This window comes from Paeniglutamicibacter sp. NPDC012692 (genome assembly GCF_042901625.1).
GTDB lineage: Bacteria > Actinomycetota > Actinomycetes > Actinomycetales > Micrococcaceae > Paeniglutamicibacter.
Window position 1 is genome coordinate 631,028 of the sequence record NZ_JBIBDE010000002.1, and the last position, 16,006, is coordinate 647,033.

A 16,006-nucleotide genomic window follows, 5' to 3' on the forward strand; every position below is an offset into this window, starting at 1 on the left:
GGCACCACAGGAGTCATCATGACCTTTGCCCCTGACACGGTAGTGGCCCTAGGCTCGGTCGTCGACCTCCTCAACACCACCGCCGGCGAGACCGACAGCCTGCTGACCCTGGCGGATCTCGACCAGTTCATCAGCGAGCAGCGCTTCTCCGGGTCCCGCACCCACAGCGACGCCGAGCTACGTTCGGTGCGCCAGCTGCGCGCCCAATTGCGTGACATCTGGGTGGCGTCCGAGGACGAGGCCGTCGAGCAGGTCAACTTCATACTGCGCAACGCCAGGGCACTGCCGCAGCTGGTCAAACACGACGGGTTTGACTACCACATCCACGCTACGACCCAGCAGGCACCACTGAGCGAGCGCATGGCAGTGGAGGCCGCCATGGCCCTGGTCGATGTCTTGCGTTCCGGGGAACGCGAAAGGTTGCGCTCCTGCGCGGCGTCGGATTGCACCGCGGTGCTCCTGGACCTGTCGAAGAACCGCTCCAAGCGATACTGCGATACCGGCAACTGCGCGAACCGCGAACACGTCCGCGCGTACCGCCAGCGTCAATCCGCACAAAAACAGTAATCCTCGCCATACACTGGTCTCATAGCCGGAGATGGTTCCGATCTATCGATCCGAGGAGCAGCAGTGAGCAACGAACAAGTACCCCAAAAACACGCTTCTGATGACTTCGATGTGGACTTGGAAAAGGCCAACGAGAGCCCCCTTCGCGCCGCCGCACGCTGGGCCGCGGGCCTCGTCGAAGCGTTCTTCGGCGGAGACGGATCCGATGTCGTGGGTGCCGCGGTCGTGGTGCACCGGCTCGACGACCACTCCGAGGTCATTCGCATCAACACCGGCAGCATCGAGGAGGCGGAGTCCCTCGTGTCGATGGTTCGCTCGGACTTGGAGGAACTCACTGCCGAGGAATTCCTGGATCGTTGGAGCGCCGCAGGCAACGAGCAAAACGCTTCCTGAGGCGCATCCCGGCCGCCTCCCGGAGACGGGAGTGGAAACACAAAAGCCACCGAGATTCGGATCTCGGTGGCTTTCGTTTCAAATTTATTTAGTGGCCTGACTTCTTGTCAGGGTTCGCCGAGGAACGGTTGACACCGGATCCGGTGCCAAGATCCTCGGGATTTTCTTTGCCTGCCATGGTCATCACGGAGATGATCAGCAGGCAGGCCACGAACGCCACGCCGAAGGCCACAAGCCCGACGTCCAACCGCAGCGGGTTGTTCGATCCGCCGGTCGCCGAAATCGTGGCTACTACGCCAGCGATCAAGGCCATGACAAGCGAGAAGGACAGTGGCGCCTTGATGCTCTGCTGCCAAGATTTTTTATTCTCAACCGGGTTGTTGCCCACGTTAAGGCCCTCCTACAGGTTTGGTTCAACGTCTAGTCTAGCCCCAAAGGCCGGCTTGGCTTTCTTTGGAATCATGCCGCAATCCGAAGGCCGAGATCAGTTCGAAGACGGCCAGGATGATGGCGCCGCCCCCGGCCAACCCGAGCAATGCGTGGGCATCCATGTTCAGCCCCATCAAAAGCGCTGCACCCACTCCCAGACCGACAAAGCCCGTGACCAGCTGGTCCTTGAACGGCACAAAGTCGGCACGGAGGCGGATGAAGACCATGATTTCCAGAGCGCCGGCGATGATGAAGGCCGCGGCCCCGGCAATGCCGATGACCAGCACCTCAGGACGCAGCGCCATGACCAGGCCGGAGAGGATCATCACCAGTGCGGCACCGGCGTATAGGCCTTGTGCGGCCTTCGGCGCGCTGGGCGCCTTGGCGTAGTCCCACATGAACTTGGCGCTGGCCACCATGAACGCGGCAAGGCTGTAGGCCAAGACCTGGCTGGTGGCACCGGGCCAGAAAATTGAAATGAGCGCGAACCCGGCGGCCGTGAGTGCGCGGCCCATGACGGGGGTTGCGACTTCGGCGGCAAGGGCGGCGGGGATTTTTACAGCAGGCACTCTTCGAGTCTAACGGCGCTCAACCTATCCCCTGAATTCGGGAGCTCGCCGGCGCATCAGTTCCGGGCCGAGGTCCGCAATGGTCGCGGCCCCCATCAATTGCATGTTGACGCGGATCTCCTCGGCCAACAGCTCGATGACCCGTTCCACTCCCGCCTCGCCGCCGGCCATGAGCCCGTAGAGGTAGGCACGTCCGATCAGCACAAAGTCGGCCCCCGCGCAGAGCGATGCAACAATGTCGGCACCGGACATGATGCCCGAGTCCAGGATGATTTCCACGTCGCGGCCGACTTCCGCGCGCACCTCGGCCAGGGCCTCGAAGGAAATCGGGGCACGGTCCAGCTGGCGGCCGCCGTGGTTGGAGACGACCAGACCGTCTGCACCGGCGGCAACCGACTTTCGGGCGTCCTCGGCGGTCAGCACGCCCTTGACGAAGAGCTTTCCCGGCCAGATCGAGCGGATCCATTCCAGGTCGGCGAAGGAAAGCGTCGGGTCGAACATCGAGTTGATCAGCGTCGGCAGGTCGGTGCTGGTGTTGGACAGCGAGGCGAACTTCAACGAATCCGTTGTCAGGAAGTTGAACCACCATTCGGGGCGGTAGGAGGCGTCGAGCACCGTCTTGAGGTTCAGCTTCGGGGGGATGACCATGCCGTTGCGGGCATCGCGCAGGCGCTGGCCGGCAACCGGTGTGTCGACAGTGACAAGCAGCGTGTCGTAGCCGGAATCCCGGGCTCGCTGCAGCAGCTCGCGGGACTTGTCACGGTCCTTCCACAGGTAGAGCTGGAACCAACGGCGGGAGTCCGGGGCCGCCTCGGCTACTTCCTCCAGGGAGCGCGTGCCCATGGTCGACAGCGAGAACGGGATGCCGGCGCGGGCCGCCGCACGGACGGCGCCGGTCTCCCCCTCGGCGTGCATGAACCGCGTGAAACCCGTCGGGGCTATGCCGAAGGGCAGCGACGAACGCTCCCCGGCGATGACGGTGGAGAGGTCGGCGGTGGCCGTGCCATGCAGGATCCGCGGGATCAGCTCGATGGAGTCGAAGACCTCGCGTGAACGGCGGTAGGTCAGCTCTCGCTGGGCCGCACCGTCCACGTAGTCGAAGGCGGGCGTCGGGGTGCGCCGCTTGGCGATGGCCCGGATGTCCCACACGTCGGCGGCCTTGGCCAGCCGCGCGGCGCGGCGGTCCAGGTTGATCGGTTCGAACTTCATCAGCGAACGCAGTTCGGAGATTTGCGGCAGGCGTCGCTTCATCGATTTGTTCCTTTGGGTAGTGGGTGTCGGGGTTCGGACTTGGGAGGGGCCGAGTGCTACCGGTTGGTGCGAAGCCGGGTGGATGCGGCCACCGCGACCGCCGAGGCCAGGCAGCAGGCCAGAAGGTATCCGGCGGCCAGGTAGGTTTGCCCGTCGGCGGCCGTGACCAGCGCTGCGGCGATCAGCGGGCTGAGCCCCGCAACCAACGCGCCGTTGGTCTCTCGTGCCAGCCCGATGCCGCTGAGCCGGCGTTGTGGCGGGAAGAGGTTGGTGAGGAAGGCGCCCTGCGCGCCGCTGGTGGCGGGGATGACAAGACCGTAGCCCAGGGCAATCGCCGTGAAGGCCAGGGCGAAATCGCCGGCGCTGAGCAACGCGAAGATCGGGTACGCAAGGGCAGCGCCCATGAGGCTGCCGAAGAGCAGGACACGCGGGGCACCGAACCTGTCCGACATCCACCCTCCGACCGGCGTCAGGGCGACGCTGACCAGCGAGCCCAGCGTGACGGCCAGCAAGGCCGAGGGCTTGTCCAATCCCACCGCCGGGGAGGTCATCAACGTGAGGGCGTACACGGCCAGGATGTAGTTCATGGCGTTGTGGCCGGTGATCGAGAAGAACCCGACGATGACCTGGCGCCAGTCGCGCGCCAGCACGTCGCGCAGGGGCAGCCGCGTCTTGGTGCGTTCGTTTTCGGCCTTCGTGATGGCCGCCGAGTACTCGGGGGTTTCCTCCAGCCGGTTGCGGATGTACAGGGCCAGGAAGAAGAGCACGGCGGAGACCAGGAACGGGATCCGCCAGGCCCAGCCCAACAGCACATCGGTTCCCAGGGACGAGACGGCGAAGAATGCGAAGGTTGCCAGGGCGATGCCGGCGGGCGGGGTGGAAAGCACCAGCGAGGTGTAGAAACCGCGGCGCTTGGGCGGGGCGAATTCGGCAACCAGTGTCATCGCACCGGCCAGTTCGGCCCCGGCACCGAATCCCTGCAACAGGCGCAGGAGCACCAGCAGCAGCGGGGCGGCCGCGCCGATGGCCATGCTGGTGGGCAGCAGTCCGACACCGACCGTGGCAACACCCATGAGTATGATAGTCAGCATCATGGCCGGCCGCCGGCCGTACTTGTCGCCGATGTGGCCGACGATCACGCCGCCCAGCGGGCGGGCGACGAAGCCCACGGCGAACGTCGCGAAGGCCATCATTGCTCCCGCAGAGGCCACAGCCTCGGAGAAGAACAGCGGCGCAATCACGAGCCCGGCCGCGGCGCCATAGAGGGCGTAGTCGTACCACTCGATCACCGTTCCGAGCACTGCGGCAAAGACCGCGCGGCGGCCGGCGGGGGTGAGCCGCTGCGGCTCGGCTGCTTGTTCCTTCTGGGGTGGTGCCAGGTTTTGTGCCATGTTCAACGATCGTCCTTGCAAACTCCGTGAAAAATCTCTGAAATATATTTCTAACAGGCGGGTAGTATCTTTCACAACAGCCTGATCTGCATTTGTCCAATATGACGCTCACATGCGGGCGCACACCCTAGGAGGCAGCATGGGAACATCGTTGACCGATGGCCTGGTCGTCCAGTTGCGCGCGGCGATCCTCACCGGGGAGCTGGCTCCCGGAAGCATCGTGGTTGAACCGCGCCTGGCCGAGGAATACTCGGTGTCGAAGACCCCGGTGCGCGAGGCCCTCCGGATCCTGACCACCCAGGGCCTTCTGACGGTCCTGCCCAAGAAGGGCTACCTGGTCAGGACCATGGGGCTCAATGACGTCCAGGAAACCCTCGACCTGCGGATGCTGCTGGAACCGCATGCCGCGGCGTCGGCAGCAGGTTTCCTCTCCCCCGCACTCGTCGCGGAATTGCGCCAGATCCTTGACTCGCAAGCCGAGGTCTCCGCCGAGAACCCCTTGGCCGCCATGGAAGCCGCCCAGCGTTTTCACCAGCGCATTGCCGATGCCTCGCGCAACACACGGCTGGCGGATACGCTGCGCCATAGCTTCGACGAGACGGCCCGTGCGCACCATGTCCTTCCGGGCCTTCAGCGCTACATGAGCGCGCCCGCGGAGCAGGCCGAACACGAGGCGATCTACGAGGCGATCGCAAGCGCCGATGCGCGGGCCGCCGAGGCCGCAATGCGGGCCCACCTGCGATCCATCCGTGCCACGATGGCCCAGCAGTTCAACGACCCCGGAAGCCTCTGGGCCTGAAGACCCGGACGACGAGTTTGCGCACCCCGATGCCTTAGCGTTTCGGTTTCGCCTTCCCCGGCGCCGGACCACGGCCATAGACCGCACCATCTTGCGGGTTGGCCGAGGCAAGCAACTCGGAGACCGTTACAAAGTGGTAGCCCTTGGCGCGCAATCCCTTCAGGATCGCGGGAACCGCTTCGACGGTGCTGGAATGGATATCGTGCATCAGCACGATCGATCCCGGCTTGGTGTCGCGCAGTGCATTCGACACAACCTTGCTCGCATCGCGCACCTTCCAATCCAGGGTGTCCACATCCCACAGGATGACTGGAACCCCAGCGGCCTTCTTGACCGTGTTGTTGGTGGCGCCGTACGGCGGACGCAAGAGCGTGGGTGCCGCACCCGTTGCATCCTCGACCGCGCCCGCGGCGCTGCCGATCTCCTTGGCCACGCGATCCGGGGCCAGCGAGGTGAGCATGCGGTGGTTCCACGTGTGGTTTCCGATTTCATGCCCCTCCGCCAGCATGCGCGCCAGAACCTGCGGCCGAGCCTCCGCATTCGGACCGACCACAAAGAAGGTTGCCGCCGCATTCGCCTGCTTCAACGCATCCAACAGCTGCCCCGTCTTCGGTCCCGGCCCGTCGTCAAAGGTCAACGCCACGCACTTGACCTTGCGGCAATCCACGCGTGCACCATCGATGTCACGGGTGCCGTCGGCGGGATCCTTGGATCCGGGGTTGCCGCCCGAAGCCGATGAAGAGGATGAAGGCTTCGGCGCAGGCAAGCCGGTGGGCCGCATGCCTGCGTCACGAACCTGCTGACCACGTGCGCTGAGCAGCGGGGTGATCACGGTGTCTGACAGCTTGATGACCACGTTGCCCTCCGCGCTAGCCGCAACGGTGTTTTCGCCGAACTCCACCAGCGCGTTGCCGGCGGCATCAAAGTTGAGTGATGCCGGCTGTTGCGGGTCCACCGGGGCGGCACCCCCTCCACCGGTTCCGGGACGTCCGTGCAGGCCCTCGCCTACGAGGTCCACGAACTTCTGCAGGGCCGCTGCATCGACGAATAGCTCCTCGGTCTCCAGCATCCGTCCTGCACCCAGATCGAACCACTGCGTCCGGTAGCTCTTGGAGGTGTTGTCGCCAACAACGGTGGAGGTGCTGGATCTGATTCCGAGCATCGTGCGCGAGGACCCTGTCAGTTCCGGGTCGATGCTCAGCTCGTGGGCCGAGGCCGCTGCGGTTGGCTCCTCACCCAGCGTGGCAAGGAACGACGCGATCGTCCCGTCGACGGCTGCCCGTTGCGCGCCCTCGACCTCCGGATGGCCGGGAACTGCCAACCACTGTGCGAAGATCCGGTTCACCTCGTCGGTGCGCGTCAGTGTGTGGATCCCCGGCACCAGGTCCAGGGACAGTCCCTGTCGCGGGGAAAATTGCGTGGCCTCTGTAACCGGCGCTGAAGTTGGTGTCGACTGCGACGCCCCGGTCCCCGGTGAGGCAACCGGTGAGCAACCGCTCAGCATTGCGGCGGCCACCGCCAGTGCCGCGATGCGGTGGGCGAAAGCCCTGCGGTGGGAACGGGGAAGCAAGCTGGACAAGATGGAACCTTTCAATTGGAAGCCGACAATCGGCGGTAAAGCATGAAATAAACGATGGAAACCGCGGTTCAGGAATTACCCAGCGCGCTTGTCATCAGTCGGGCGTATTCGTGGGTCCCGTGGGGGCCGGGATGGATTCTGTCGCGTGCAAAGTCGTCGAGTTCCGGCGCCAGTGCAGCCCAATCAACCAGATGGACATTTACGTGCCTGGCGGCAGCGCTCCGGTATTTCTCGTTCACCGAGTCGGCCCATTCGCGCGGGGCATGGACGGTGACCAGAAACAGCTCGCGATCCGGACCAATGACCTCGCGCACCTTCTCCAGCGTGCCCGCCGGCAGATCGCCGTTGGTCCCCAAACCCAGCACCACCACCCGACGCAACCGGTTTGCGTCCCGCAACCGCTCAAGCTTCTCCGGGGCCTCGCGAATCTGGGCGCCCACGGAAGCGTGGATGGAGATGCCAGGCAGTTCCTTGAGCAATTCCCGGGTGGAGGCGAGCATGACGGAGTCGCCCAACGCCGTGACATCGCCACCCGTGCCGTGTTTTGCCTTCGCGGAGCCCGCAGCTTTTCCCGTCCCTTTGCCAGTGACGGGCGCAGGCCGGTGTTCGGGCGCCGGCGCGATGCCAGAAGTGTCGGCTTGCTCGCCGAGCATCTCCTGGGCCTCGGTCAATTGCCGCTGCAGGTTACTTTGCCCCGGGGAAGCCACCAGTACGGTGACAGCGCACAAGGGAATCAGCAGCAGCGTCGCCAACGGCACGATCTGGCCGTAACGGCCGGGCGCACCGGAACGCAGTGCACCAATCCGCCCCGCAACATTCGAGCGCCACGCGCGCAGCGAGACCTTGAACCCGTCGCGCATGACGGGCTGCTCCACCAGGTGCCATGACGCGGCGGCAGCCAGGAACGTCGCGGCGAGGACGCAGAGGGTTGCGGCCGTCGCCGCTTGCGGCGGGAAGAGCACCCCGGCGAGCACCACCAGCGGCCAGTGCCAAAGATATAGTCCATAGCTGCGATTGCCCATCCACCGCAGATGCTGCTGATTCAAGACTGCACGCACAAGCGTGTGGACGCTTTCCAGAGACAGAATCACCCCGGCGCTGGCCACGCAAAACAGAGCCATGCCCCCGCGGTAGGCCACACCCGACGTATCGGGCAAGAGGAACATCGCCACGAGCATTGCCACCAGCGGCAAGCCAACGGCCCACTGCCCCGTGCGGCCGGCGCGGGGCAACGGGCCGCACGCCTGGGGCCCCGGGCGGGAACTGGCATAGATGGCTGCCGCGGATCCGATGAGCAGCCCGAACCCATGGGTCCATGTGCCAAAGTAGAGCGGACTGGCATCCCGACCCGGAACAAAGGCCAAGGCCATGCTTGCCGCCGAGGCCACCCCCAAGATGGCCACGGCGGCCAACAGCTTGGCCTTGGTGCGCAGCACCACTACCAGCAACACCAACACCACGGGCCAAAGCAGGTAGAACTGCTCCTCGATGGCAAGCGACCACAGATGCTGGAAATACGGCGGCTCTGCCGAGGCAAAGTAGCTGTTTCCGGCGGCGATCTGCAGCCAGTTGCTGGTGTAGCTCAACGCGCCGAGCCATTGCGCACGCAGACCCGCGGGAAGTTCACCGCCGGCAAGGATCGCCAGGGCCGTGGCACCCACCAGCATCAACAGCATCGCCGGAATCAACCGCCGGGCCCGCCGAACCCAGAATTCGCGCAACCCCACGGATAAACCGGCGTCCAGACGCCTGAGCAATCCACCGGTAATCAGGTACCCACTGAGCACAAAGAAAAGGTCGACGCCGAGGAATCCGCCGGGCAGCACCTGTGGCCACAGGTGATAGGCAATCACCGCCACCACGGCAATGCCACGCAAGCCATCCAGTGCGGGGTTGCGCGTCGGTGCCCGCAACGAACCGAGAGCCTCGGGTGCGGGGCCGGCAACAACAGTGGGGTTGGAATTCACTGCCTCAATGTTTCCCGAGGCAGGCAACGGTTCACGGCCGGGAACGTCTCGAAGGACACACGGAGTTGTTACACAATCGACAGGTTCGGACCGCCTTTTGTCACGATTCCTACGCATCTCACCGGGCATAATGGCACTAACCCGCGAATTCCGTCGGGGTCAGCACCCCCTTGAAAGGAACGCCATGGCTCTGCGCCGCGGCCTGGGCATCGTCCTGGCCATGGTCCTCTGCGTGACGCTCGGCGCCTGTTCGACGGGCAGGGCCTTGCGTGTGGAGGTGCCGGCAGGGGGCTCTCCCCCGTCGTCGACGGCGGCAAAGCAACCAACCGTCACCCCCGAAGAGGCGGCGGCCTGGGAAAAGCCATTTGCCCCCGCGCAGATCCGCAGCCTGCTGCTGAACACCGATTTGGGTTCCCTGCGCGACGACGGCGCGGATCCCGCGGAAATCCACGAGTACCTCAGTACCTGTGCCCGTTGCGTGATCGCCCTGCCCAGCCACGAGGCGGCGGGCGAGCGCTTCCAGGTCTATTCGGTGAGTACCGCCGGGGACAGCTACAGCTTCGCTTCCTTTGTGGTGCGCAACGATGCCGGCACCCCACGCATCGTGCTGGCGGTGGGCGGTTCGGACATCTACCTGACCTCGGGCAGCGACGGAAGCCTGGTGGCGCAGGAATCGATCTACGAACCCCAAGACCCCATGTGCTGCCCCTCGGGCTGGTCGGTGCGGCTCTTCCGCTACCAGGATGGTCGGTTCATCGAGGGAGACACGTTCAAAAGCCCCGTCGACTACACGGAACCTGAAGGAGAGAAGTGATGGACACCCCGGGAATCCGGCTCCTCATGATCGAAGACGACGAGGTCATTCGCGAGGCCACCACGATTGGGCTCTCCCGGCTCGGCTACCTGGTGGAGGGCGTCGGAGACGGTCTGGAGGGCCTGGAGCGCCTCAAGGCGCAGCATGCCACCGACCCCGTGGATGCGGTGCTGCTCGATGTCATGTTGCCGACCATGAACGGCACCCAGGTGTGCCGCGCGCTGCGCCGCTTCAGCAGCGTTCCGGTGATCATGGTCTCCGCACGCGGGGACGGCATCGACATGGTCAACGGGTTGGATGCCGGGGCCGACGACTATCTGGCCAAGCCCTTCGACCTGCAGGTTCTTGATGCACGCCTGCGCGCGGTGCTGCGCCGCACCCGCGACCTGGCTCCTTCCCCGTCGGAGGCAAGGGAGGAAACCCCCAAGCCCCCGGGGCGCGGGCTGGATATTGATACGCACCGGCTCATCGTCACCCTCGATGGCCAGGAGGTGCATCTGACGCCGACCGAGATGCGCATCCTGCTGATCCTGAGCCAGGATCCGGGCAGCGTCTATTCGCGCACGGAAATCCTCACGGAGGTCTGGGGGCACGGCTGGGACAGCGACCACCGCGTCATCGACGTGCACGTCCAGCGCCTGCGCCGCAAGATCGGGGCCGCACGCGTGGAGACGGTGCGCGGCTTCGGGTATCGGCTCCATGGCTGAGCAAGCATGAGCCTGCGGTGGAAAATCACGCTTGTCACCACGGTGTCGGTGTTCATGGCGCTATTGGTCTCCGCGTTGCTGGTGCGCCAGATGATCAACACCTCGGAGGAGCAGCGGCTGCGCACCGAGGCCACGGTGTCACTGCAGCAGGCGGTGAAAATCCTGGGCGAAACCGGCATCAGCGTGCTTGGCGCAACCGTCAACGATCCGAACCTGCCAAGGCAGGCCCGGGAGGCAGCCCGGGCCGGGGACGTGGTGACGTACCGGGGCACCCTCGAGGGGGTGCCGGTGATCTTTGCTGCCGCACCCGTCGAGCTCGGATCCCAGCCCGCGGTGCTCTCGCTCTCGGTGTCCTGGGCCAACAGCCTGCAGGTGCGCACCAACATGGACACCGCCTTGTTCTGGGCGGGCATCGCCACGCTCTTCGTTGTCTCGGCGCTGGGCATCCTGGTGGCATCGCGTCTGGTGCGGCGGCTGGCGGATGGAGCCCATGCGGCGCGGGCCATCGCCGCCGGACAACGCCACATCGTCGTGGAAGAAGCCATCGGCCCGCCCTTTGGGGGCAAGGACGAGGTTGACGAATTCGCCGCGGCGGTGGACGTCATGGCCGCGGAACTGACGGCAAAGATCGCGGCGGAGCAACGCTTCACCGCCGATCTGGCACATGAACTGCGCACCCCGTTGACGGGACTGGTCACCGCGGCCAGCCTGCTGCCGCCCTCCCGCCCCACGGAACTGGTGCAGGACCGGGTGGCCAAGCTGCGCACGTTGATCGAGGACCTGTTGGAGGTCTCGCGGCTCGAATCGGGAACGGAATCCATCGAGCTGGTGGCCACGGACCTCGATGCCTGCGTCCGGGGCATCATCTCCCGAATTCGTGACCACTGCCCCGACCAGTGCGCATCGTTGGTCCTGGAGCTGGACGCCTCGGGGTCCGTGGTGTGGCTTGAACCGCGGCGGCTGGAACGGATCCTCGAGAATCTGGTCCGCAATGCCCTCACGCATGGAGAGGGCCACGTGCTGGTCCGCAGTTCCGCCGGCCGCCTGGAAGTCGTGGATCACGGCCCCGGCTTCCCGCCCTCCATCCTGGAAACCGGTCCCGAGCGCTTCGTCTCCAAGGGGGGCGGCATCGGTCTGGGACTCACCATCGCCTGCGGCCAAGCCGCCGCCATGGGCGCGCGGGTGAGCCTGTCCAACACCCCGGGCGCCCGGATCACCCTGGATTTCACCGACGCAGCGCTGCCACGCCCGATCCCCGCGCCGGCGAACCAGTCGCTGACGGCCTAAGGCCGGTGGCCTAGGCGCCCAGTCGCTGACGGCCTAAGGCCGGTGGCCTAGGCGCCCAGTCGCATCCAGTTGTCGTTGCGCACGCGCCATGACAACGTCGCCGCACGGGCGGCCATGAAGCCGATCCCGAAGGCCACCCAGATCCACGCCACGGCGGAAACCCCGCCGTGCTCAAAGCGCGTGACGGCATAGAGCATCGGCAGGTAGGCAACGAGGTTGACCAACCCGACAACGGCCAGGTAGCGGGCGTCGCCGGCTCCGATGAGCACGCCGTCGAGCACAAAGACCAGCCCGCAGAGGGGCTGCGCCACCGCAAGGATCCAGATGCCCACCATCGTCGCCTGGCGCACCGATTCGTCGGTCGTGAACAGGGCCCCGGCAAACGGCGCGGCCGCGGCCAGCACCGCACCCGTGACGAGACCGAAGTAGACGCCCCAGCGGCACATGGTCCGGGTCAGCAGCCGCGCCCGCTGCTCGTTGGCGGCCCCGAGCTCCTTGCCGATTAGCGCCTGGGCGGCGATGGCCAGCGCGTCGAGGGCGAAGGCCATGAAGGTGAAGACGGTGAACACCAGCTGGTGGGCCGCCAGCGTGAGCGCCCCCTGCCCGGTGGCGACCCATACCGTCGCGATCAGCGCGAGGCGCAGGCTCAGGGTGCGCAGCATCAGCCAAGAGCCGACCTGTCCGGTGCTCAGCACGCCGCGGCCGTGCGGGGCCAGCGACTGGCCGGCCTTGCGGATCCGCGGAACCAGCATCCACAGGTACACCACGGCCATGCCCCACTGGGCGATCGAGGTGCCCAGTGCGGCGCCGGCCACCGACATGTTCAGCGGGTACACGAGGATGAAGTTCAGGATGATGTTCGCGGCGAACCCGAATCCCGCGACGTAGAGCGGGGTCTTGGTGTCCTGCATGCCGCGCAGCACGCCGGTCGCGGCGAGCACCAGCAACATCGCCGGGATTCCGAAGGTCGAATACTGGATGTAGTCGACCGCGAACTCGAGCACGGGGCCCTTCGCCCCCATGGCCGCGGCCAAGGGCCTGGCGCCGAAGAAGCCGACCAGCGCCAGGACCGCGCCCAGGCCCAGCGCCAGCCAGATGCCGTCGCGGCCCGCGGCCATGGCCTTGCCCGTCTGCCCCGCGCCGATCGCCCGGGCTACCGCCGGCGTCGTCGAGTAGGCAAGGAAAACCATGAGGCCCACCGCGGTTTGCAGCACCGTGGTCCCCAGCCCGGCCCCGGCAAGTTCGTTGATTCCCAGGTGTCCGATGATGGCGGTGTCGGCCAGCAGGAAGAGCGGTTCGGCAATCAGCGCGCCAAGCGCGGGAATGGCGAGCGCCAGGATGGTGCGGCCCAGGCCCCTGGAGGACTCGTGGGATGAAACCTTGTTTTTAGCTGCTGAACTCACAGGCCAAGCCTACTGGCGTGGTCCGTCGAAAGGGTTCTTGCCCGCTACGCCGCAGGTTCGCGATGCCGCAATCCCAGCAGGGCCAAGGCCGCGGCAACGAGCAGCAGCGAGGAGACGGCAAGGCCCAGCCCCGGCCATCCTCCGGCGTCGAAGGCCAGGCCGATGGCCCATCCGAAAAGCGAGGAACCGCCGTAGTAGGCGAGGTTGTACAGGCTCGCGGCCTGCGCCCGCCCGCCCACGGCCACCAGCGGAATCCATCCGCTGGCCACGGCGTGGGCGGCAAAGAAGCCCGCGGTGAACAGCAGCATGCCGAACACCACCGTCGGCAGCCAATCAACGAGTGTGACCAGCAGCCCGGCAAGCATCACGCCGATCGACCCGAGCAGCACCGGCAGCCGCGCGAAACGCGCCACCAGCATCCCGGATCGGCGCGAGGACCAGGTGCCGGACAGGTAGGCGATGAACACCAGCGAGGCCAGCGCCGCGGGAATCAGGAACGGCGGGGCCTCCAGCCGGAATCCCAGGTAGTTGAACACCGCCACGAACCCGCCCATGAGCAGGAAACCCTGGGCGTAGAGCGCCAGCAGCGGACCGCTTCGCAGGTTCATCCACAGCTTTTTCCACAGCGGTACCGTGTGCGGGCTGGACCACGGAACCGGGGTGAAGCCCCTGGGCTTGGGCGCGACGGCGATGAAGACCGCCGCGGCAATCGCGGCCAGGACGCTCACCACCAGGGTTCCGGCCCGCCAGTTCCAGAACTCGCTCAGCGGCCCGGCGACCAGGCGCCCGGCCAGTCCCCCGAGGCTCGTGCCGGAAATGTACGTCCCCGCCGCCACCGCCGCGTGCAGGTTCGACACCTCCTCGGCCAGGTACGCCAGGGCCACGGCCGGAATCCCGCCCAGCGCCAGGCCCTCGACAAAGCGCAGGGCCAGCAGCCACTCGAAGCCCGGCGAGAACGGCACCGCCAGCCCCAGGACCACCGCGCAGACCACGGCAATGGTCATGGTGCGCAAACGGCCCATCCGGTCCGCCAGCAGCGACCACACCAGCACCGAACAGGCCAGCCCCAGCGTCGCCGCGGAAACGGCCAGCGCGGCCTGCGGCTGGCTGATGCCAAGGTCGCGCGCAAGCTCGGGAAGCACGCCCTGCACCGAGTACAACTGAGAAAACGTGGCGACGCCGGCGGCAAAAAGCGCGAGGATCATGCGCCGGTAGCCCCTGCTGCCGTGCATGTGCCCCTGCCACGGCGAATCGCCGTCTCCCTGGATACCCACGATGTGTGCTTGCTCCTCGACGGGTTACTGCTGGAAAAGCGGCAGCAGCGTGTAGGAAATGACCAGCGCCACCGAGTTGTTGAAGACGTGCAGGATGTACGAGTAGGCCAGGGACTTGCCGGTGACGACGTAGGCGACGGACATCATGACGCCCAGCGTCGTGTAGGGAATGGCCGAGGTGATGTCGAATGACCCGGCGCCGATGAAATGCAGCCCGGTGAACAGCACCACGGAAATGGCAACGCACACCCACACGTTGAGCTTGCGGCTCAGCTTCCCGATGAGCAGGTGCCGGAAAACGTACTCCTCCACGAACGGCCCCAGCAGCGCAGTGACAACAAACATCGTCATGAACGGCACCGAACGGGTCATGCCCTCGATGGCCAGCTGGTTTTCGCTTTTCACCGGGTTGCCCAGCAGCACCATCACGATCGCCCCGACAATCAGCGTGGCAAACCAGGCGCCCGGGATCATCGGGATCTTGACCCACGGGTAGTACTTGAACGTCGCAAACGACCTTCGCAGCGTATCGAAGCCCATGATGATCGCCGCGGTGAAGACCACGACGTAGGCAATCATGTTCACCCCGAACGTCGCGGATTCCTGGTCGTTGAACGCCTCGGTGAACCCCGGGATCATGGTCATCAGGCCCGCGGCGCCGAAGATGAACAGCACCAGGTACATGCCGAGGACCACCCAATCCCCGCGGAGCATCCTGCCCGAATCGAAGACAGGTTGGCGCGTCCGGGGCAGAGGCGGCACGTATGGGTACTGGGGGTGCGCTTGGTGCATAACCCCTACCCTATCGAGCCAAGCTGGGCGCGGCCTCCTGAGCCGGTGCGGCGCTACTCGATCTTGAGGCCCAGCTCGCCGGCCAGGATCGGGGCCAGGTCCATGAGCTGCTCGTAGGTGACGGTCGCACCCTTCAGCGAGGAAATGCCCGAAAGCGTGCGCAGCCGCGCCCCGCGCAGGTCCACGTCCTTGAGCTTGGCGCCGTTGAGCACCAGCGTGTCGATGGTGCAGTCGATGAAGGTGACGCGCTCCAGGCTTGCCGTGCCGGCATCCAGTTCCTCGATGTGCACGTCGCGGAACATCACGTCCTTGATCTTGGCGCGGCGCAGGTTCAGGTAGCCGAGCTTGGCGCGTTCAAAAAGCACCGAGCGGAACGTCGCACCGTATAGTTCGGCCGAACCGATGCGGCCGCCGACGACCGCGGTGTTCCACCAACCCGATTCCGGGGCCTCGAGCACCGGGGCGTTGACCTCCTCGATGCGGCAGTCCCCGAAGGTCACCCGGGCCATCGGGGCGCCCTGCAACGCGACGGAACGGAAGATGCACTCGGTGAAGACGGTGTCCTCGAGGTCGACCCCGTCGGCGTCGTCGGAATCAAAGAGCAGCCCCTCGGCACGCCCGTCGAGATCCAGCCCGGTCAGGTCGCCCGATCCCTGCGTGGTCGGTTCCTTGAAGGCGGGCAGGCGGGGTGCTTTCACGGGTGCAGACATGGGCATTAGTTTATGCCGCCCCGGAGTCCCCTCGCCGCCACGGGACGCGTTGCATTTCTCACCCGCCGGCGGCT

Annotated in this window: 16 protein-coding genes; 6 read left to right on the plus strand and 10 right to left on the minus strand. The window is 66.0% G+C overall.

Features of this window, described 5'->3' with window-relative positions:
* Window positions 1–18: 18 nt before the first annotated feature.
* Both ACFY5D_RS11020 and ACFY5D_RS11025 read left to right on the plus strand, forming a co-directional pair.
* Window positions 19–567: a CGNR zinc finger domain-containing protein gene (locus tag ACFY5D_RS11020; protein ID WP_387529153.1), complete on the plus strand. Its 549-nt coding sequence runs from the start codon at window positions 19–21 to the stop codon at window positions 565–567.
* Window positions 568–630: 63 nt separating this feature from the next.
* Window positions 631–960 carry a hypothetical protein gene (locus ACFY5D_RS11025; protein ID WP_387529156.1) on the plus strand — a complete coding sequence of 110 codons (330 nt, stop codon included), beginning with the start codon at window positions 631–633 and terminating at the stop codon, window positions 958–960.
* Window positions 961–1,048: 88 nt separating this feature from the next.
* On the opposite strand, the gene ACFY5D_RS11030 is transcribed toward ACFY5D_RS11025, so the two are convergent.
* From ACFY5D_RS11030 to ACFY5D_RS11045, 4 genes are read right to left on the minus strand one after another with little or no spacing between them, the layout of a single operon-like run.
* Entirely contained in the window at window positions 1,049–1,348 is a 300-nt protein-coding gene (locus ACFY5D_RS11030; protein ID WP_387529159.1) for a hypothetical protein, read from the minus strand.
* Between the two features lie 37 nt (window positions 1,349–1,385).
* Entirely contained in the window at window positions 1,386–1,958 is a 573-nt protein-coding gene (locus ACFY5D_RS11035) for a hypothetical protein (RefSeq protein WP_387529162.1), read from the minus strand.
* Window positions 1,959–1,982: 24 nt separating this feature from the next.
* Window positions 1,983–3,209 carry an alpha-hydroxy acid oxidase gene (locus ACFY5D_RS11040; RefSeq protein WP_387529165.1) on the minus strand — a complete coding sequence of 409 codons (1,227 nt, stop codon included), beginning with the start codon at window positions 3,207–3,209 and terminating at the stop codon, window positions 1,983–1,985.
* A gap of 56 nt (window positions 3,210–3,265) precedes the next feature.
* Window positions 3,266–4,600 (minus strand): MFS transporter, encoded by a 1,335-nt coding sequence (locus ACFY5D_RS11045; RefSeq protein ID WP_387529168.1) that lies wholly within the window; start codon window positions 4,598–4,600, stop codon window positions 3,266–3,268.
* 139 nt (window positions 4,601–4,739) lie between these two features.
* Here ACFY5D_RS11045 and ACFY5D_RS11050 point away from each other — a divergent pair, with 139 nt between their 5' ends.
* The gene (locus ACFY5D_RS11050; protein WP_387529171.1) at window positions 4,740–5,399 is read left to right on the plus strand and encodes a GntR family transcriptional regulator; all 660 of its coding nucleotides are present in this window, start codon (window positions 4,740–4,742) and stop codon (window positions 5,397–5,399) included.
* A 34-nt stretch (window positions 5,400–5,433) separates the two neighbouring features.
* Here ACFY5D_RS11050 and ACFY5D_RS11055 read toward each other — a convergent pair whose 3' ends face one another.
* Both ACFY5D_RS11055 and ACFY5D_RS11060 read right to left on the minus strand, forming a co-directional pair.
* Window positions 5,434–6,978: a polysaccharide deacetylase family protein gene (locus ACFY5D_RS11055; RefSeq protein ID WP_387529174.1), complete on the minus strand. Its 1,545-nt coding sequence runs from the start codon at window positions 6,976–6,978 to the stop codon at window positions 5,434–5,436.
* A 68-nt stretch (window positions 6,979–7,046) separates the two neighbouring features.
* Entirely contained in the window at window positions 7,047–9,074 is a 2,028-nt protein-coding gene (locus ACFY5D_RS11060) for an acyltransferase family protein (RefSeq protein WP_387529177.1), read from the minus strand.
* A gap of 55 nt (window positions 9,075–9,129) precedes the next feature.
* Here ACFY5D_RS11060 and ACFY5D_RS11065 point away from each other — a divergent pair, with 55 nt between their 5' ends.
* From ACFY5D_RS11065 to ACFY5D_RS11075, 3 genes are read left to right on the plus strand one after another with little or no spacing between them, the layout of a single operon-like run.
* Window positions 9,130–9,759, plus strand: a complete 630-nt coding sequence (locus ACFY5D_RS11065) for a hypothetical protein (protein WP_387529180.1) — start codon at window positions 9,130–9,132, stop codon at window positions 9,757–9,759.
* Complete coding sequence (locus ACFY5D_RS11070) at window positions 9,759–10,466, plus strand: response regulator transcription factor (RefSeq protein WP_387529183.1); 708 nt, start codon at window positions 9,759–9,761, stop codon at window positions 10,464–10,466. Before ACFY5D_RS11065 ends, ACFY5D_RS11070 begins: the two co-directional genes overlap by 1 nt.
* Before the next feature lie 6 nt (window positions 10,467–10,472).
* Window positions 10,473–11,753, plus strand: a complete 1,281-nt coding sequence (locus ACFY5D_RS11075) for a sensor histidine kinase (protein WP_387529186.1) — start codon at window positions 10,473–10,475, stop codon at window positions 11,751–11,753.
* A gap of 47 nt (window positions 11,754–11,800) precedes the next feature.
* On the opposite strand, the gene ACFY5D_RS11080 is transcribed toward ACFY5D_RS11075, so the two are convergent.
* From ACFY5D_RS11080 to ACFY5D_RS11095, 4 genes are all read right to left on the minus strand, one after another.
* The gene (locus ACFY5D_RS11080; RefSeq protein WP_387529189.1) at window positions 11,801–13,156 is read right to left on the minus strand and encodes an MATE family efflux transporter; all 1,356 of its coding nucleotides are present in this window, start codon (window positions 13,154–13,156) and stop codon (window positions 11,801–11,803) included.
* Window positions 13,157–13,200: 44 nt separating this feature from the next.
* On the minus strand, window positions 13,201–14,388 hold the full coding sequence (locus ACFY5D_RS11085) for an MFS transporter (protein WP_387529792.1): 1,188 nt from the start codon (window positions 14,386–14,388) through the stop codon (window positions 13,201–13,203).
* A 66-nt stretch (window positions 14,389–14,454) separates the two neighbouring features.
* A complete protein-coding gene (locus ACFY5D_RS11090) occupies window positions 14,455–15,222 on the minus strand; it encodes a CPBP family intramembrane glutamic endopeptidase (protein WP_387529192.1) in 768 nt (255 codons plus the stop codon).
* A 53-nt stretch (window positions 15,223–15,275) separates the two neighbouring features.
* Window positions 15,276–15,932 carry a pentapeptide repeat-containing protein gene (locus tag ACFY5D_RS11095; protein ID WP_387529195.1) on the minus strand — a complete coding sequence of 219 codons (657 nt, stop codon included), beginning with the start codon at window positions 15,930–15,932 and terminating at the stop codon, window positions 15,276–15,278.
* Between the last annotated feature and the right edge of the window lie 74 nt (window positions 15,933–16,006).